We start from the raw sequence: 17221 nt of genomic DNA, 5'->3' as shown, positions 1-17221 counted from the left end.
TTGTTCCGTCACTGCGCGTAGGTGACGAGGTTCAGGGTTATCCCCTGCGGGTCCCGGATGGTGCAGAATCGGCCCACGTTCGGGATGTCGGTGGGGGGTACCAGTACTTCGCCGCCGAGAGCGGCGGCCCGCTTTGCGGACGCTTCGACGTCGTCCACCGTGACGTACGGGTCCCAGCACGGCGCGACGTCCTTGTCCACGTTGCCGTCCTTGAGCATCATGCCGCCGACCATGTCCTCGCCCTTGAAGGCCACCAGATAGGTGTTGCCGTAGATGGTCTCGGACTCGACAAAGGTCCAGCCGAACAGCTGGCCGTAAAAATCCCTGGCCGACTTGAGGTCGGTGGTTATCAGTTCGTTCCAGCTGAAGGCGCCGTGGGTTTCGCGTGGCTGCATGAAAGGCCTTTCGGACGGGGTTGAGGTTGGAGAAACGACAGCCCCGGCTTACCCGCCGGGGCTGTTTTTCGTCGTTGATATCAGAGCCTGGAATCCAGGGGGACGTAGAGCCTGGGCTCGCGGCCGGTGTAGACCTGGCGCGGACGGTGGATCTTGGTGGAGCCGTCGGCGTAGGCCTCGTACCAGTGGGCGATCCAGCCGGGCATGCGGCCGATGGCGAACATCACCGTGAACATGTTCACCGGGATGTTCAGGGCGCGCAGAATGATGCCCGAGTAGAAGTCCACGTTGGGGTAGAGCCTGCGCTCGATGAAGTATTCGTCGCTCATGGCCGCGTCGGCCATCTCCAGGGCGATGTCCAGCAGCGGGTCGTCGTTGCCCGTGGATTCAAGCATGTCGTGGGCGGCCTTGCGCAGTATCTTGGCCCTCGGGTCGAAGGACTTGTAGATGCGGTGGCCGAAGCCCATGAGCTTGCATTCCTTGTTCTTGACCTTCTCAAGGTAGTCCGGGATGGACGTGCCGCCCTCGTGGATCTGTTCGAGCATCTGGATGACGCCCGCGTTGGCCCCGCCGTGGAGCCGTCCCCACAGGGCGCAGATGCCGGCCGAGACCGAGGCGAACAGGTTGGCCTCGGTGGATTGGACCATGCGCACGGTGGAGCAGGAGCAGTTCTGCTCGTGGTCGGCATGGAGCAGGAAGAACAGGGTCAGGGCGCGGACCTGGGCGTCCGTGGGCTCGAACTGGCGGTGCGGGATGGAGTGCATCATGTGCAGGAAGTTCCGGCAGTAGGAGAGCTTCGGGTCCGGGTACATGAACGGCAGTCCCTGGGCCTTGCGGTAGGACCAGGCGGCGATGGTGCGCACCTTGGAGATGAGCTTGGCCGCGGCCCGCAGGAAGTCCGCCTTGGAGTCGATCTCCAGGAGGTCGGGATGGTAGCAGCCCAGCGCGTTGATCACGGCGGACAGGATGGCCATGGGATGCCCGGTGGACGGGAACCCGTCGAAGTGGTGCCGGAGTCCCTCGTGCAGCAGTTCCTGCTCGCTCAGGAGGTCGCGGAATTTCTGGCGTTGGCCGCGTGTGGGCAGGTCGCCGAAGATGAGCAGGTAGGCGATCTCGATGAAGGAGCCGTGTTCGGCCAGGTCCTCGATGGGATAGCCGCGATAGCGCAGGATGCCGTTTTCGCCGTCGACGAAGGTCACGTCGCTCTTGCAGGAGCCGGTGTTGGCGTAGCCCGGATCATAGGTGATGTAGCCGGTCTCGTTTCGCAGCCGGGTGATGTCGATGGCGTGTTCGTTTTCGGTGCCCACGATCACGGGCAGTTCGAAGGTCCTATCGTCGATGATGAGTTTGGCGGTCTTGCCGCAGGCGCATTTGTCGTCTTTGAGCATCTCGTTACCTCTGGAAATCATACGTCAAGCCTCCCAACCGTTGTCGGGTTTCGAAGGAAATTCGGTCGTCTGGCCTGGTTCCGGTCGGCCGTCAGGGGTCAGGCCGTACCATGCGATGGAAGCTTCCGATCAAGAAAGGACTTACAATCCGAATCGACTACTTATAATGAAAATGGTTACTGTGTCAAACGCCGTCTTGGGGGTATTGGATATAAGTTCAGTTTTTACAGAATGTTAACTTGGAAATAGGGGGATGTTATCCCAGCCTTGGCAGCCCCTTGCCAGCAATTCCCGGCTAAGGCCGTGCTTGGGGTTGACTTTCGGAATTATACCCCTATAGGGTATATTGCACGTGCTCCGGAAGGATGTCCGGTCCGCAAACACACCAAGACGAGGTTGCAAACCCACATGTCAGAGAAGAAACATCGGACGGGAACCGTCAGCCGACGCGGGTTCCTCAAGGCCCTGGGCGTGGGCTCCGCCGGGGCGTTGATCCCGGCCGCGCCCGCCCTGGCCGCGCAGGACAGGGTGCCCGGGACGTCAGACGGCGAGCTGGCGACCCTGCTCGATCTGTCCAAATGTATCGGCTGCGGGGCCTGCGTGGAGGCCTGCCGCGAATCCAACGCAGAGAAATTCCCGGACCCGGTCAAGCCGTTTCCGCCCATGCTCCCGTCCCGCCGGGCCAAACCCGAGGACTGGTCGGACATGCGCGACGTGGACGACCGGCTGACGCCCTACAACTGGCTCTTTTTGCAGAACGCCGAGGTCGAGTACCAGGGCGAATCCTTTGATATCAACATCCCCAGGCGGTGCATGCACTGCCAGAACCCGCCGTGCGCCAACATGTGCCCCTTCGGCGCGGCCAACAAGCAGGTCAACGGGTTGACCCGGATCAGCCCGAACCTGTGCATGGGCGGGGCCAAGTGCCGGACCGTGTGTCCGTGGCACACCCCCCAGCGCCAGTCCGGCGTGGGGCTGTATCGCCATCTCATGCCGCGCCTGGCCGGCAACGGGGTCATGTACAAGTGCGACCGCTGCCACCAGCTTCTGGACAAGGGCGAGCTGCCCGCGTGCATCGCGGTCTGCCCCGAGGACGTCCAGACCATCGGCCCGCGCCGTGAGATCGTGGCTCGCGCCAAGGAACTGGCCAAGGAGATGAACGGGTTCATCTACGGCCTGGAGGAGAACGGCGGGACCAACACCCTGTACGTCTCCCCGGTCCCGTTCGAGCTCATCGACAAGGCCATCGACAAGGACTCCGGCCCCGGCGCGAACAAGGGAGGCAAGGGCCAGAAGAAGCGTTCTCCGCTCGGCCCCGGCAAGCCGCACATGGGCCCGGTCAAGGACGTCATGGCCGACGAGACCAACCTGGCCACGGCCGCGTTCATCGCCCCGGTGGCGGGCATCGCGGCGGGCGTGCTCGGCCTGGGTTCCAAGCTGCTGAACAAGGGGGAGGGCGACCATGAAGACTAGACCCTATCCGGCCTGGATTTCCCGGCTGTTCATCCTCCTGGTGGCCGCCCTGACCTTCACCGGGTTCATGCAGATGCCCCTGGCCAAGCGCTACGCCCTGACCACCGTGCCGGGCATGGCCTGGACCGGCGACTTCTTCCTGGTCCACAAGATCCACTACGTCCTGGGCGCGGCCTTGCTCTTCCTGGTCGCCCTGGTCGTGGCCAACTGGCTCAAGTCCTGGAAGAACAAACTCGCTCTGACCGGCCTGGGCCTGGCCCGCGCCGCAGTCGTCGGCGGCCTGGTCGCGTCCGGCCTGCTGCGCGTCTACCGCAACCTGCCCGGCGTGACCCTGGACCCAGTTTGGATTCTGACCATCGAGTGGGCGCATCTGACCCTGGTCATGGTCCTGGGCGTGCTGGCCCTGGTCGCGTTCATCCGCAAAAGGTCGGCCTACGCCGTACGCAAATAGTTTCCGCCACACTCCATTCCCATAGCCGGAAAGGGGACCCTCGGGTCCCCTTTCTTGTGCCCGGCAAACATGCTAGTTCCTCACGAACACAACCAAACGGAGAGCCCCATGGAAACCATATCATGGAACGATTTCGAAAAGGTGGAGCTGCGCGTGGGCACCATCGTCAAGGCCGAACCCTTTCCCGAGGCCCGCGTCCCGGCCTACAGGCTCGAGGTCGATTTCGGCGGGGACATCGGCACCCGCAAGTCCAGCGCCCAGATCACCGACCTCTATAATCCCGAGGAACTCGTCGGCAAACAGATCGTCGGCGTGGTCAACTTCCCGCCCAAACAGATCGGCCCCGTGCGCTCCGAATGCCTGGTCACCGGCTTCTACAGCCCCGACGGCGTCGTCCTCGCCACCCCCGACAAACCCTGCCCCAACGGCCTGAAGTTGGGATAGAAGATGCCTCCGGCGGCCGGGGGAAGGGGGAGAGGGAACCCTTTGAAAAGGGCTTTTCCTTCCCCTTCCCCCGGACTCCCATCCCCATCCTTTCCTAAACTTTTTCTATCCGCTTCGCGGGGCGGTAGACGCTAAAAGGCCCCGACTCAGCGATGAGTCGGAGGCCTTCATTCTTGATTCTTCTGAAGCAATTCGGGTGCGCCAGCACCCGACAGCGGCTCTCTTACCGCGTTCGCACAAGGCTTTCGAGAGTGGTGCAGCTGTGCATTTTCTTCCGGGGGGCTTTCACCGCAGTGTAGTCGTCTACGTGAGGATGAAAGCCCCCCGGAAAAAATGTGCAGATGCGCCGCTCTCGGAAGCCGCCTTACTCCAGAATCATATCCTCAAGAGGTTGGCGCCATGCTTTGGGTTGTACCTGGAGGTCCGGGACGCGGTGGCCCACGGCGATGAGCATGGGGATCCAGTACTGGGCCGGGATGTCGAACTCCTTGCGCACCGCCTCGCGGTCGAAACCGTCCATGGGGTGGGTGTCCAGGCCGTGGGAGCAGGCCGCGTACATGAAGGACATGGCGAACAGGCCCGCGTTCTTGGCGGCAAAGGCCAGGGAGGCGTCCGGGGTGTCGCCGTACAGCGTCTTGGCGGAGTTGACCAGATAGTCGCGCTGCTCGGGCTTCATGTTGTGCTTGAAGTGGCCTTCGAAGGTGGGATTGCCTTCCTTCCAGCCGTCGCGGTCGCCCAGGACGATGAGCACCACCGGGGCCTCGGTGATCTTGGGCTGGTCAAAGGCGATGGCGCGCAGGGCGGCCTTGCGCTCCGGGTCGCGGAGGATTTTCACCTTCCACGGCTGGAGGTTGAAGCTGGACGGGGCCATGGCCGCCTCGGTCAGCACGGTGCGCAACAGGTCTTCGGGCACGTCCCGCGAGGGGTCGAAAAAGTTGATGGCTCGGCGACGTTCCAATATCTCGCTGAAATCCATATGGGTATCCTCCGTGTTGGGGCTCGTGGTGAAATTGCCTTCCTTCAATATATACATTGGCGGAAAAAAGAAAAGGCCGTCTTTCACGACGGCCTTTCATCTAATCGGAATACGATGCGCCGTCAGGGCATCATGGGGGCCATGGGCAGGCCCTCGTCGATGTCCAGGCCGCAGATCAGGTTGGCGTTCATCAGCGCCTGGCCGGACGCGCCCCGGCAGAGGTTGTCGATGGCCGACAGGATGATCAGCCGGTTGGTCCTCGGGTCGACCACCAGGCCGATGTCGCAGAAGACAGTGCCGCGCACGAACCGGGTCTCGGGCAGCTGGCCCTTGGGCAGCACGCGCACCAGCGGCTTGTCCGCGTAGAAGTCGGTGTAGAGCGCATGCACCGCGTCGAGGTCGGCGGCGTCCTTGAGCCGGGTGTAGATGGTTGACAGGATGCCCCGGTCGATGGGCAGCAGGTGGGTGTTGAACGAGACCGTGATGTCGGTCCCGGCCAGCTTGGAAATTTCCTGCTCGATCTCCGGGGTGTGCCGGTGGGTGGGCAGGCCGTAGGCCCTGAAGGAATCGGCCACCTCGCAGAACAGGTTGCCCACCTTGGCTCCGCGCCCCGCGCCCGAGGCCCCGGACTTGGCGTCGATGACGATATTGTCCGTCTCCACCAGTCCGGCGGACAGAGCCGGAGCCAGGCCGAGGATGGAGGAGGTCGGGTAGCAGCCCGGGTTGGCGATGAGCCGCGCGCCCATGATTTTGTCCAGGTACAGCTCGGGCAGGCCGTAGACCGCTTCGCCCAGCAGGTCGGCGCGGGTGTGCTCCACCTGGTACCACGCCTCGTAGGTGGCCTTGTCGTTGATGCGGAAGTCGGCGGACAGGTCCACCACCTTGACGCCCGCCTCGAGCAGCTCGGCCGCGATCTCCATGGCGGTCTTGTGCGGCACGGCCAGGAAGACCACGTCGCATTCCTCGGCCAGGTCGGCGGCGTCGGGCTGGGTGATGGTCAACTCGCCCAGCGGCAGCCGGTTGAGGAAGGGGTAGATGTCGGCGAGCTTCTTGCCCGCCTCGGACCGCGAGGTGGCCCGGACCAGCTCCATGGAGGAGTGGTGGACCATGAGCCGGGCCAGTTCCATGCCGGTGTAGCCGGTGACGCCCACCAGCCCGGCCTTGATGATCTGAGACATTGTCGTTCCCGCTATTTGGTCTTGTTAACGTAGGCCATCCGGAGATTGTAGACGAGGTCGCACAGAAGCTTTTTCTCGTCCTCCTCCAGGCCGTTGTCGAATTTCTGTTTGAGCATGCCGAGCACGTCGATGGTGTGCTTGGCCAGGTCCTTGTTGAAGGCGACCTTGCCCGTGCCCGGATCGGCGGCCTCGCCCAGGGCGACCATGGCCGAGGACGACAGGGAGTAGATGAAGGTGGTGAAGTTGATGCCCAGGGGGATGCCCTTCATGGGGTTTTCTCTGCAGTTGTTCTCGCCCATTTTCCTCTCCGTGCTGATTGAAGGCGGTTGTCACTGACCGATAAGTACGGTCTGGCCGGGCCGGAGTCAATACGGAGGGCGTCGGTTTGAGAGCGCCGGGATGGCGCAAGTATACGCATTATGTGAAATAACTAATATACATACTTGCGTGAAGTTTGTAAGGTGTGCACAATCGCGTATGATGGTGAGGGGTTTTTTTCACAACAACACAATGCAAGGTTTTTCGAGATGGTAAACTCTGTTTTGCGTTCAGCGTCGGTCTGCGTCGTCCTGTTTTTCTCTCTGGCCCTTGCCGGATGCTCCGGCAATGACAAGAAGGCGGAGCAGAACGCCCCCCAGGAAGCGGTTCCCATGAAAGTGGTCAAGGCCGAGACCCGCGACATGCCCAACTGGGGCGAGTGGGTCGGCCAGATCAGCGCCCACGAGACCGTGGAGGTCCGGGCGCGCGTGGCCGGGTTCCTGATCAAAAAGAATTTCGAGGAGGGCAGGACCGTCAAGAAGGGCGACCTGCTCTTTGTCATCGATCCCAAGCCGTTCGAAGAGGACCTGAAGCAGGCTCAGTCCGGGTTGGAATACAACCAGGCCCTCTACAACAAGGCGGCCAAGGATCTGAAGCGGTTCAAGAAGCTCTTTGACGAGGGCGTGGTCAGCCGCGACGAATTCGAGAGCTACCAGACCCAGGCGGCCACCTACAAGGCCCAGCTGGCCGACAACCGGGCCAAGGTGGAAAACGCCAGGATCCAACTCGGCTACACCAAGATCTACTCGCCCATCGACGGCGTCATCGGCCGGGTGCAGGTGGATGTGGGCAACCTGGTGGGCCAGGGCGAGAACACGCTTCTGGCGACCATCTCCACCATGGACCCGATCTACGTCAGCTTCAACGTCAGCGAGGGCGACTACATCCGGGCCATGCGCGACCAGCAGGCCCGCGAGTCCGGCCAGCGGCCCGTCCGTCTGGTCCTGGCCGACGGCGGCGAATACAGCCAGCCCGGCCGCTTCGACATGGTCGACCCCACCGTGGACCCGCAGACCGGAACGCTGGGCATCCGCGTGCTCTTCCCCAATCCCGAGAACCTGCTCAAGCCCGGCCAGTACGCCAAGGTCCGGGTGCGCGTCTCCAACCATCAGGACGCGGTGGTCATTCCGGTCACAGCGATCATGGACGTCCAGGGCATGAAGTCCGTGTACCTGGTGGACGAAGAAGGGACCGTCAAGAACCAGCCGGTCAAGCTGGGCACCGAGTCCATGAACCTGGCCGTGGTCACCGACGGGGTCAAGGCCGGGGACATGCTCCTGGCAGAGGGCATCAACCGGGTCAAGCCGGGCATGAAGATCAAGCCCGTGGTGGTGCCCATGGAGACCGGCAACGCGCAGCCGCCCGCCGCCTCGGCCGACGCGGAGGCCGCCCCCGCTCCGGTGGCCGATGACGCCCGGCCCGCATCCGGCGACGGCGCGAAGGCCGGAGCGGAGTAGCCCATGTTCGTCCGCTTCTTCATCGACCGGCCCATCTTCGCCTCGGTGGTGGCCATCATCATCCTGCTGGTGGGCGTGCTTTCCCTGTTTGCCCTGCCCATCGCCCAGTATCCGCAGATTTCGCCGCCTTCGGTCAGCGTCCAGGCCACCTACACCGGCGCGGACGCCGCCACCGTGGAGCAGTCCGTGGCCGCGCCCATCGAGGAGCAGGTCAACGGCGCCCAGGACATGATGTACATGAAGTCCATCTCGGCCAACGACGGCTCCCTGAGCCTGACCGTGACCTTCCAGCTGGGCCGCGACCTGGAGCTGGCCACCGTGGACGTGCAGAACCGCGTCAACCTGGCCACGCCCCAGCTGCCCCAGGAGGTCCGCAACACCGGCATCTCCGTGCGCAAGCAGTCGCCGGAGTTCGTGCTCATCGTCTCCCTGACCTCGGACAAGCCGGAGTACGACACTCTTTTCCTGAACAACTACGGCAAGATCAACCTGTACGACGCGCTGCGGCGCATCGAGGGCGTCGGCGACGTGAACATGTTCGGCGACCTGGACTACGGCATGCGGTTGTGGCTCGACCCGGACCGGTTGGCCTCCTACAACCTGACGGTCAGCGACGTGATCAACGCGGTGGAGGAGCAGAACACCCAGGCCCCGGCGGGCCAGATCGGCATGCCGCCCGCGCCCAAGGATCAGCAGTTCCAGATGACTCTGCGCGTCAAGGGGCGGCTGGTCGATCCGGACGAGTTCGGCAACATTATCCTCAAGGGCGAGGCCGACGGGTCCAACGTGCGCATCCGCGACGTGGCCCGCGTGGAGCTGGGGGCCAAGAACTACTTCACCTTCGCGCGTCTCAACGGCCAGCCCAACGCATCCATGCTCATCTACCAGCTGCCCGGCTCCAACGCCCTGGACGTGGCCAGGCAGGTGAGGGCGACCATGGCGGACCTGTCCCGGTATTTCCCGGAGGGCGTCCACTATTCCATCCCCTACGACACCACCCGGTTCGTCAACTCGTCCATCGATGAGGTCATGTCCACCCTGTACGAGGCCTTGATCCTCGTCTTCCTGGTGGTCTTCATCTTCCTGCAGAACTGGCGCACGACCATCATTCCCATGGTCTGCGTACCGGTCTCGCTGATCGGCACCTTCGCCCTGTTCCCCATGCTCGGGTTCTCCATCAACACCCTGACCCTGTTCGGCCTGGTCCTGGCCATCGGCATCGTGGTGGACGACGCCATCGTGGTGGTCGAGGCGACCCAGCGCAATATCGACGACGAGGGCATGAGTCCCAAGGACGCCACCAAGAAGGCCATGAGCGAGGTCACCGGCCCGGTCATCGCCAGTACCTTGGTGCTCATCGCGGTGTTCATCCCGGTGGCCTTCATGGGCGGCATCACCGGCCAGCTGTACAAGCAGTTCGCCCTGACCCTGTCCGTGTCCGTGGCCATCTCGTCGATCAACGCCCTGACCCTGTCGCCCGCGCTGTCGGCCCTGATCCTGCGGCCGTACACGCCCATCCGGGGGCCGCTGGGCTGGTTCTTCACCAAATTCAACACGGTCTTCGAATGGGTCACCGCGCGCTACAACAAGGCCGTGGCGGCCATGGTCCGGCGCGCCTTCATGGGCGTGCTCGTGGTGGCCGTGCTGATCGGGGCCTGCGGCGGGCTGTTCTCCATCCTGCCGTCCAGCTTCGTGCCGGACGAGGACCAGGGCTACTTCATCATCAACGTCTCCCTGCCCGAGGGCGCTTCGCTGGAGCGGTCCGACGGGGTCATGAAAAAGATCGAGGCCTACCTCAAGGAGGCGCCGGGCGTGCACAACTACGTCGTGCTCGGCGGGTTCAACCTGCTCACCGGGGCGTACTCCTCGTACACCTCGGCTGTCTTCGTGGTCCTGGACGACTGGTCCGAGCGCGAGACGGCCGCCCTGTCGCTGAAGTCCATCATGGGCAAGGCGCAGAAGGAGTTCTGGGGTATCCAGGAAGCGGTGGTCATGGCCTTTTCGCCGCCGCCCATCCCGGGCCTGTCCTCCACCGGCGGCCTGCAGTTCGAGTTGCAGGACCGCTCGGGCAACACCGTGAGCGAGCTGGCCGCCGTGACCAAGCAGTACATCGCCGCGGCGTCCAAGCGCCCGGAGATCGCCAACCTGTTCACGACCTTCAGCGACAGCGTGCCGCAGTACTTCGTGGAGATCGACCGCGACAAGGCCAAGAAGCTCGGCGTGCCCATCTCCGACGTGTTCAAGACGCTGCAGACCTACCTCGGCGGCTACTACATCAACGACTTCAACAAGTACGGGCGCACCTACCGGGTCATGGCCCAGGCCGAGTCCCAGTTCCGCACCCGGCTTGAGGACCTGAACCGGTTCTACATGCGCTCCAACACGGGCCAGATGGTCCCGTTGTCGACCCTGAGCAAATCAAAGCGCATCGCCGGCCCGGAGTACATCCAGCGGTACAACGTCTTCCGCACGGTGGAGATCAACGCGGCCACCCCGGCCGGGTACAGCTCGGGCCAGACCATGGCCGCCATGGAAGAGGTGGCCACGCAGAACCTGCCCGACGGGTACGGCTTCGACTGGACGGCCATCGCCTACCAGGAGAAGACCGCGGGCGGGCAGGTCGGAATGATCTTCGGCCTGGCCATCGTCATGGTCTTCCTGGTCCTGGCCGCGCAGTACGAGAGCTGGACCACGCCGTTCGCGGTCATCCTGTGCGTGCCGCTGGGCATCTTCGGGGCCATGTCGGCGCAGTGGCTGCGCGGGCTGGACAACAACGTCTACGCCCAGGTCGGCCTGGTCATGCTCATCGGCCTGGCGGCCAAGAACGCGATCATGATCGTGGAGTACGCCAAGGACAAGCACGACGCGGGCATGTCCATCCTGGAGGCGGCCAAGGCGGCCGCGTCCCTGCGCTTCAGGCCCATCCTGATGACCTCGTTCGCCTTCATCCTGGGTGTCATCCCCCTGGTTCGGGCGTCGGGCGCGGGCTCTGCCAGCCGCCACGCCTTGGGCACCTCGGTCTTCGGCGGCATGATCGCGGCCACGGTTCTGGGCGTGCTCGTGGTCCCCTCCCTGTACACCGCCATCCAGGGCGCGGGTTCGTGGATAGGCGGGTTTCTGCGCAAAGAGGGCATAGCCAACAGGAAAGAAAAATAGCTTAACAAATATAAGGTGATATGAATAAATGGCCGTTCCTCGGGGGGCGGCCATTTTTTTGACCGTATCCCCGGCGAAATCGCTCGTATGTTGTTGACGGAAGTGAAGAATCTGCTACCGTCTGAGCATGGGAGAGGATAAATGCGAATAAAATTCGGATTCGCCGGGAAGTGGCTGCCGGGCCTGTGGTTGGCCGTGGCCCTGCTGGCGGCTTCCTGCCCTGTTGCGTTCGCCGCCGAACCCCTGCGCGTGGCCTACCCGGACTACTGGCCCTTTTTCACCCGCACCGGGGAAGGGTACATGACCGGGTTTTTTTTCGAGATCGTCAGCGAGGCCCTGGGGCGCATGGGCGTCAGCTCCAAGTGGGAGGCCTATCCGTGGAGCCGCTGCCAGGCCCTGGTCCGATCGGGCGACGCCGACGCCATGATCACCGTGCCCACGGCCGAGCGGCTGGCCTATGCTGCCACTCATGAGGACCCGCTCTACATGAAGCGGGTCAAGATATTCACCTACGCGGACCACCCCAAGCTGGCGGCGATCCGGAACATCAGGACCATCGACGACATCTACCGGCTGGGGCTGGTGGTGGTCACCTACCACGGCAACGGCTGGAACGATCTGTTCATCCGCTCGCAGGGCATCAAGACCTACGAGTCCCCGGTGATCAAGAACATCTGGCTCATGCTGGCCAACCACCGGGGGGATATAGCCATCGAGTGGCCCATGGCCGCCTGGCCCCTGATCGAGGAGGTTGGGGTGGCCAACCGCATCGTGGAGACGGATGTCTCGTTGGAGGACCGGCCGTTCCACCTGTTCATCAACCGCGACTGTCCCTATGCCGCCCGGCTGGGGGAGTTCAACGAGGCGATCAAGCAGATGCGGGCCGAAGGGCGCATCGACGCCATCCTCTCCAAGTACATGGACAGGCGGTAGCGGTGCGGAGCGCTCCTTTTTTTTGCAAGTGAGAATCGTATTAACGATATTGTATTTACAATCAAACGTATGCTCTATATACATAAGTCAACCACAATACAAAGGGAGGCTTCATGTATAAGTATTACGTCAACAAGAACCCCCAGCCCACGGGCGAGCACGAGGTCCACACTAGCCTGTGCGCGTACAAGCCCCTGCCGGAGAACAGCATCTTTCTCGGCGAATACCCGTCCTGTCACGGGGCGATCGTCAAGGCTAAGGAGTATTTTGATGAAGTGGACGGCTGCTACTTTTGCAGCCGGGAGTGCCACACCCGCTGAGGGGAAAAGGAAAGGTCCGCGTGAGCGGGCCTTTTTTTAGGAAATTGAAAGAAAAGACGAAGAAAAGAGTAGAGCCGTCGCTGGCGCTCCTCCAAGTTTTTGCAGCCCTCCCGGCGGGGTTCTTTCTTTTGAGGGCCCAAAAGAAAGAACCAAAGAAAAGGGCCTGGAGGGGCGCACCGCCTTCCTCGCCAGCCCAAGAATCTGATCGGACCGGCTCCGCTCCCGATCCAGTCGTCCGCTCCGCTCCCTCCCAGGATCGAAGAGCCGCTCCGCCGCTCCGTCAGCTTCTAGGGCTGACGAGGAGATGGCTGAGAAAAGGAATGCTATTCTAAGTCATTCCAAAGCATGGAAATATACCCTAATTCGGCCTTAATTCCGGCAATTATAGCGCTATTTTGAGCTTCATGAGTGAATAGTTTCTTCCGACGGATATCTAGTACCGATATATTGACTCCCTTTTGCGTTTCCGCTTGAAAGACTTCATTCATCAAGTGTGTGATAAATACTGCGCGGTTCTTTGCTAACTTGTCTGTTTTAAAATATAATTTAATTATGTGGTTGTCTCCATCAATGGAGAGGCCGAGCTCTGGGTTTACTCGAATTGAGACAAGTCCATCTCCGAAATTTGTACGGGGAGGGTTAAACCATTTTATAGATTTATTACCCCACCATTGCTTGTAAAATTTGCTTAATTCTTTGTAATGTCCTTGCTTGCCTTTACTCGCCAATTTCACGCATTTATCGATGCTGTTTTTGGGCAGGTTGTTTTGGTGTGCAGAGACGATATGTTCTCTAATTCCGCGATAGTAATCAGTTGCAGGGGAGTATGGGGGTCTCCTTATTATCTCAGCTATCTTAGTTAATTTGGGAGTTCCAGACTTTGCAACTACATCAATGAAATCTGTCAAGCTGATTACTGGCATCCTTGCCTCCTGGATTAGATTTAGGAAGCGTATAACATGATTATAATATAATGTATATATTCTATAATTTGTGCTGGAAAAAAAGATAGTACTGAAAGGTAAACACTTTAATTTAGAGCGCCTTAATGCGCTTCCGCCCAATTCTTCCCAACGCCCATGTCAACTTTCAGCGGGACGTCCAGCTTTGCCACGTTCTGCATGATCTCCATTAATCGCGCGCCCGCTGCCTCAATATTGGCTTCGGGGGCCTCGATGATCAGTTCGTCGTGGACCTGGAGGATGAGGCAGGCTTCGAGTTCCTTGAGGGGCTTGTCCTTGTGGGCCTGGACCATGGCCATCTTGATGATGTCCGCGGCCGAGCCCTGGATGACCGTGTTGACCGCCTGGCGGCGGGCCTGGGACGAGAGCTGGTTGTTGCGGGAGTGGAGCTCGGGCAGGAGGCGGCGACGTCCGGCCAGGGTGGTCACGAAGCCGTGCTTGAGCGCGTCCTCGACAATGGTGTCGTAGTACGCCTTGAGCGTGGCCATCTTCTCGAAGTACTTGTCCGTGAACTCCTGGGCCTCGGTTTGCTTGATCTTCAGCTCGCGGGCCAGCTTCTGCACGCCCATGCCGTAGATCAACCCGAAGTTGATGGTCTTGGCCCCGCGCCGCTCGTTGCCGGTCACGTCCGCGATGTCCTTTTCATGGATCAGCGCGGCCGTGCGCGCGTGGATGTCCTCGTCGTGTCGGAACGCGTCGATCAGCGCCGGGTCCTTGGAGAAGTGGGCCAGGACGCGCAGTTCGACCTGGGAGTAGTCCGCCGCGGCGAGCAGGTTGCCGTCCGCCGCGTTGAAGCAGGCGCGCATCCTCGGGCCGTGCACCCCCCGGATGGGGATGTTCTGCAGATTCGGCTGCGAGCTGGACAACCTGCCCGTGGCCGTGGCCAGCTGGTTGAAATGCGTGTGCAGGCGGCCGTCCTCGCCGACCATCTTGGGCAGCGGCTCCAGATAGGTGGAGCGCAGCTTTTCGAGCATGCGGAATTCGAGCACCGCGTTCACGATGGGATGTTGGTCGCGGATTTTCTCCAGCACCTGGTTGGCCGTGGAGCGCAGCCCGGTGGAGGTCTTGGAACCCGCCTTGATGCCGAGCTGGTCGAACAGGACCACGGCCAGCTGCTGGCTGGAGCGGATGTTGAACTCCTCGCCCGCGTGCTTGATGATCGTCCGGGTCAGCTCGTCGAGCTGGCCGTTGACCTCGTCCAAAAATTCCTGGAACGCCGCGTTGTCGATGGCGATGCCCGCCCGCTCCATGCCGACCAGCACCGGGATGAGCGGGATTTCCAGCTCGCGCATGAGCGCGTTCAGGTGCGCGCCCTCCACCTGGCCCCGGACGGACGCCATGTAGGCCAGCGCGGCCAGCCCCTGGGACTGCGGATGCAGCTCGCGCGCCGCGTCCGCGAACTCGGCCCGGCCGTCCTGGAACATGGACTGCCGCAGCCGCGCCCAGGTGTAGTTGCGCGCCTCGGGGTCGAGCAGGTAGGCGGCCAGGCTGAGGTCGAACCACTGGCTCGATAGGATGTGGACCCACGCCTCGTCCGCGCGCAGCAAATCCTGCACGCTCGGCGTGGCGATGACCGAGGCGTGCTCGATCTTGCGCACCAGCTCCCTGGCCGGGCCCGCGTAGCGGTACTCCTGGCCGTTCACGCCGATGAAGAACGCCTCGTCCTCAAAGGTCAGCCCCACGTCCTCGCCGCCCAGGTCGGGCAGGTCGTCCACGGTTCCGGCCACGTTCACGTCCATGGGCTCTTCGGTCTTCTCGCTTACCGGGGCCTCGCCGAACAGGGAGAACTGCTTGGCCTCCCCGGCGGGAGCGGCCTTGGCCGCCTTCTTGACCGTCTCGGCCAGCGGGGCCGGGGCGGCCTTCGTCGCGCCCGCGTCCTTGGGCAGCAGCCGCTGCAATCCGCGCAGCTCGTATTCCTCGAAAAAAGCGTCCAGCGCGGCCAGGTCCGGCTGGCGCAGCCGGAAGAAATCCAGGTCCTGGTCGCAGCTGTCTGTCTTCATCCGCGTCAGTTCGCGGTAGGTGAAGACCTGGTCCATCTCGGGCTCGACCTTGGCGCGCAGCTTCTCGGGCACCTTGTCCAGGTTGTCGCGCACGTCCTCCAGCGTGGGGCCGGTGGCGGCGAACAGCTTGCGCGCGGTCACGGGGCCCACGCCCGGCACGCCCGGGATGTTGTCCGCCGAGTCGCCGATCACGGCCTGGAAGTCCGGCCAGGTGGCGGGTTCCATGCCCTCGGCCTCGCGGAAGGAATCCAGCGTGTGGATGGTCTCCTTGCGCCCGATCTGGCTGACCATGACCACCTGGTCGTCCAGGCACTGCTTGATGTCCTTGTCCGTGGCCAGGATGATCACCGGCCGGTCCGCCTTGTAGCGGCCCGCCAGGGAACAGATGCAGTCGTCCGCCTCCACGCCCTCGGAGACCAGCAGCTTGATGCCGAGCAGCTCCACGCCCCGGCGCACCGGCTCCACCTGGTCGCGCAGCGGTTCGGGCATGGCCGGGCGGTTGGCCTTGTACTCGCCGTACAGCGCGTTGCGGAAGGTCGGCCCCTTGCCGTCCATGAGAAAGCCTACGTGGTTCGGGTTCTCGTCCTTGAGCAGGTTCATGAGCACGCGCATGACCGTGTTGATGGCGTTGGTCGGGAACCCGTCCGAGCGGGACAGGTCGGCGCGGGCGTAGAAGGCGCGATAGAGCAGGGCGGTCCCGTCGATGAGGTAGATCGGGTCCTTATCGAAATTGAGGCGTTCTTTTAACGACATAGATATGTGGGGTGGGGTTTAGATTCTGTGGATGGAGGATTTGCGGCCGTGCCCGAGGCGTTTGAGCATGAAGATTTCCGGGTCCACGCCTTCCAGGTCGGTCAGGTCCACTTCGGCGCGGGCGGCCTGTTTGTGCCCGCCCGCCGAGCCGAGCCCGTTCATCAGCTTCTGGGCCATGGCGCCCATGTCGCGGCGCAGGCCGTCGCCCCGGAAGATGCACACCAGCTTGTCGTCCGCCGTGCCCGAAACCACCACCCAGGCCACGTTGTGCACGCGGGTGAAGAAGTCGGCCACGATGACCAGGATGTCCGGGTTGTCCACGTTGCCGCAGTGGGCGAACAGCCCGTGGCCGATGCGCCGCAGGTTGTAGAAGGCGCGCGAGAAGTAGCGCATCCAGTCCAGGTGGAACTCGCTGCGGCTGATGCGGTTCATCAGCTTGGAGTCCGCGAACTTGCTCAGGTACTTGAAGGCGGACATGTCCGCGTCGATGAACTCGCGCTCGAAGGTCTTGGTGTCGCAGCGGATGCCGTACATGAGCGCCGTGGCCAGCAGTTTGGCCGGGCGGATCTTCATGTTGTACAGGTACTCGGTCATCATGGTGCAGACCGCGCCGTACTTGGGCCGGATGTCCACGAAATCGGCCTGGACCGGGTTGTCCTGCATGATCGGGTGGTGGTCGATGACCACCGAGAAATCGAACGGCTTGAATTCGGGGTTGTGGTGCGGCTGGGAGTCCACCAGGGCGAACTTGTCATACTGGGCCGCGAGGTTCGGGATGAGCTTCTGGGTGGGGATGCGGCAGTAGCGGATCATGGACAGGTTGTCCGGCCGCTTGATTTCGTTGATCTGCGCAATGGCCGCGGCGTTCACGCGCCGGGTCATGATCCGTTTCAGGGCCAGTGCCGAGCCCAGGGCGTCCGGGTCGGCGTTGATGAGGATCAGCCAGTTGTCTTCCTTGTTGAACAGGCTGAGCAGCTGCTCCACCTGTTCGTCAAGTTGTCGAAATAGTGCCACGTA

Annotated in this window: 15 protein-coding genes; 7 read left to right on the top strand and 8 right to left on the bottom strand. The window is 62.4% G+C overall.

Annotation, left to right across the window (positions count from 1 at the left end):
• Positions 1-8: 8 nt before the first annotated feature.
• Together ACR42D_RS13585 and ACR42D_RS13580 are read right to left on the bottom strand one after the other, a co-directional pair.
• On the bottom strand, positions 9-395 hold the full coding sequence (locus tag ACR42D_RS13585; protein ID WP_484567325.1) for a VOC family protein: 387 nt from the start codon (positions 393-395) through the stop codon (positions 9-11).
• Between the two features lie 80 nt (positions 396-475).
• Positions 476-1804 carry a citrate synthase gene (locus ACR42D_RS13580; protein WP_484567324.1) on the bottom strand — a complete coding sequence of 443 codons (1329 nt, stop codon included), beginning with the start codon at positions 1802-1804 and terminating at the stop codon, positions 476-478.
• A gap of 387 nt (positions 1805-2191) precedes the next feature.
• Between ACR42D_RS13580 and ACR42D_RS13575 the strand changes: the two genes are divergently transcribed.
• The 3 genes from ACR42D_RS13575 to ACR42D_RS13565 all read left to right on the top strand — a co-directional run bounded on the left by ACR42D_RS13575 (position 2192) and on the right by ACR42D_RS13565 (position 4151).
• Positions 2192-3256 carry a 4Fe-4S dicluster domain-containing protein gene (locus ACR42D_RS13575; protein ID WP_484567323.1) on the top strand — a complete coding sequence of 355 codons (1065 nt, stop codon included), beginning with the start codon at positions 2192-2194 and terminating at the stop codon, positions 3254-3256.
• Entirely contained in the window at positions 3246-3707 is a 462-nt protein-coding gene (locus ACR42D_RS13570; protein WP_484567322.1) for a 4Fe-4S ferredoxin, read from the top strand. Before ACR42D_RS13575 ends, ACR42D_RS13570 begins: the two co-directional genes overlap by 11 nt.
• 108 nt (positions 3708-3815) lie before the next feature.
• Positions 3816-4151 (top strand): tRNA-binding protein, encoded by a 336-nt coding sequence (locus ACR42D_RS13565; protein WP_484567321.1) that lies wholly within the window; start codon positions 3816-3818, stop codon positions 4149-4151.
• A 364-nt stretch (positions 4152-4515) separates the two neighbouring features.
• Here ACR42D_RS13565 and ACR42D_RS13560 read toward each other — a convergent pair whose 3' ends face one another.
• From ACR42D_RS13560 to ACR42D_RS13550, 3 genes are all read right to left on the bottom strand, one after another.
• Entirely contained in the window at positions 4516-5127 is a 612-nt protein-coding gene (locus ACR42D_RS13560) for a nitroreductase family protein (protein ID WP_484567320.1), read from the bottom strand.
• Positions 5128-5249: 122 nt separating this feature from the next.
• Entirely contained in the window at positions 5250-6305 is a 1056-nt protein-coding gene (gene argC, locus ACR42D_RS13555) for an N-acetyl-gamma-glutamyl-phosphate reductase (protein WP_484567319.1), read from the bottom strand.
• A gap of 11 nt (positions 6306-6316) precedes the next feature.
• Entirely contained in the window at positions 6317-6604 is a 288-nt protein-coding gene (locus ACR42D_RS13550) for a DUF1844 domain-containing protein (protein ID WP_484567318.1), read from the bottom strand.
• A 351-nt stretch (positions 6605-6955) separates the two neighbouring features.
• Here ACR42D_RS13550 and ACR42D_RS13545 point away from each other — a divergent pair, with 351 nt between their 5' ends.
• The 4 genes from ACR42D_RS13545 (at position 6956) to ACR42D_RS13530 (ending at position 12489) form a co-directional block, all read left to right on the top strand.
• Positions 6956-8080 carry an efflux RND transporter periplasmic adaptor subunit gene (locus tag ACR42D_RS13545; protein ID WP_484567317.1) on the top strand — a complete coding sequence of 375 codons (1125 nt, stop codon included), beginning with the start codon at positions 6956-6958 and terminating at the stop codon, positions 8078-8080.
• A gap of 3 nt (positions 8081-8083) precedes the next feature.
• Positions 8084-11236: an efflux RND transporter permease subunit gene (locus tag ACR42D_RS13540; protein ID WP_484567316.1), complete on the top strand. Its 3153-nt coding sequence runs from the start codon at positions 8084-8086 to the stop codon at positions 11234-11236.
• 141 nt (positions 11237-11377) lie between these two features.
• Positions 11378-12169 (top strand): substrate-binding periplasmic protein, encoded by a 792-nt coding sequence (locus ACR42D_RS13535; protein ID WP_484567315.1) that lies wholly within the window; start codon positions 11378-11380, stop codon positions 12167-12169.
• A gap of 113 nt (positions 12170-12282) precedes the next feature.
• Positions 12283-12489, top strand: coding sequence for a hypothetical protein (locus ACR42D_RS13530; protein WP_484567314.1), 207 nt, complete (start codon positions 12283-12285; stop codon positions 12487-12489).
• Between the two features lie 323 nt (positions 12490-12812).
• Here the strand turns inward: ACR42D_RS13530 and ACR42D_RS13525 are convergent, their stop codons facing one another.
• The 3 genes from ACR42D_RS13525 to ACR42D_RS13515 form a co-directional block, all read right to left on the bottom strand.
• Positions 12813-13412: a hypothetical protein gene (locus ACR42D_RS13525; RefSeq protein ID WP_484567313.1), complete on the bottom strand. Its 600-nt coding sequence runs from the start codon at positions 13410-13412 to the stop codon at positions 12813-12815.
• Between the two features lie 122 nt (positions 13413-13534).
• Positions 13535-16204: a DNA polymerase I gene (gene polA / locus ACR42D_RS13520; RefSeq protein ID WP_484567312.1), complete on the bottom strand. Its 2670-nt coding sequence runs from the start codon at positions 16202-16204 to the stop codon at positions 13535-13537.
• 18 nt (positions 16205-16222) lie between these two features.
• Positions 16223-17218: a DHH family phosphoesterase gene (locus tag ACR42D_RS13515; protein WP_484567311.1), complete on the bottom strand. Its 996-nt coding sequence runs from the start codon at positions 17216-17218 to the stop codon at positions 16223-16225.
• Between the last annotated feature and the right edge of the window lie 3 nt (positions 17219-17221).

It is taken from the genome of Pseudodesulfovibrio sp. lm2024, assembly GCF_051175575.1.
Lineage (GTDB): Bacteria > Desulfobacterota > Desulfovibrionia > Desulfovibrionales > Desulfovibrionaceae > Pseudodesulfovibrio > Pseudodesulfovibrio caledoniensis.
Note: the sequence above shows the minus strand (reverse complement) of the source record. Positions and strands in the feature narration are given on the sequence as shown.

Excerpts from the sequence above, each read along its gene's own strand:
- ACR42D_RS13585 (WP_484567325.1), bottom strand. The coding sequence starts at position 395 with ATGCAGCCACGCGAAACCCACGGCGCCTTCAGCTGGAACGAACTGATA.
- ACR42D_RS13580 (WP_484567324.1), bottom strand. The coding sequence starts at position 1,804 with ATGATTTCCAGAGGTAACGAGATGCTCAAAGACGACAAATGCGCCTGC.
- ACR42D_RS13575 (WP_484567323.1), top strand. The coding sequence starts at position 2,192 with ATGTCAGAGAAGAAACATCGGACGGGAACCGTCAGCCGACGCGGGTTC.
- ACR42D_RS13570 (WP_484567322.1), top strand. The coding sequence starts at position 3,246 with ATGAAGACTAGACCCTATCCGGCCTGGATTTCCCGGCTGTTCATCCTC.
- ACR42D_RS13565 (WP_484567321.1), top strand. The coding sequence starts at position 3,816 with ATGGAAACCATATCATGGAACGATTTCGAAAAGGTGGAGCTGCGCGTG.
- ACR42D_RS13560 (WP_484567320.1), bottom strand. The coding sequence starts at position 5,127 with ATGGATTTCAGCGAGATATTGGAACGTCGCCGAGCCATCAACTTTTTC.
- argC (WP_484567319.1), bottom strand. The coding sequence starts at position 6,305 with ATGTCTCAGATCATCAAGGCCGGGCTGGTGGGCGTCACCGGCTACACC.
- ACR42D_RS13550 (WP_484567318.1), bottom strand. The coding sequence starts at position 6,604 with ATGGGCGAGAACAACTGCAGAGAAAACCCCATGAAGGGCATCCCCCTG.
- ACR42D_RS13545 (WP_484567317.1), top strand. The coding sequence starts at position 6,956 with ATGAAAGTGGTCAAGGCCGAGACCCGCGACATGCCCAACTGGGGCGAG.
- ACR42D_RS13540 (WP_484567316.1), top strand. The coding sequence starts at position 8,084 with ATGTTCGTCCGCTTCTTCATCGACCGGCCCATCTTCGCCTCGGTGGTG.
- ACR42D_RS13535 (WP_484567315.1), top strand. The coding sequence starts at position 11,378 with ATGCGAATAAAATTCGGATTCGCCGGGAAGTGGCTGCCGGGCCTGTGG.
- ACR42D_RS13530 (WP_484567314.1), top strand. The coding sequence starts at position 12,283 with ATGTATAAGTATTACGTCAACAAGAACCCCCAGCCCACGGGCGAGCAC.
- ACR42D_RS13525 (WP_484567313.1), bottom strand. The coding sequence starts at position 13,412 with ATGCCAGTAATCAGCTTGACAGATTTCATTGATGTAGTTGCAAAGTCT.
- polA (WP_484567312.1), bottom strand. The coding sequence starts at position 16,204 with ATGTCGTTAAAAGAACGCCTCAATTTCGATAAGGACCCGATCTACCTC.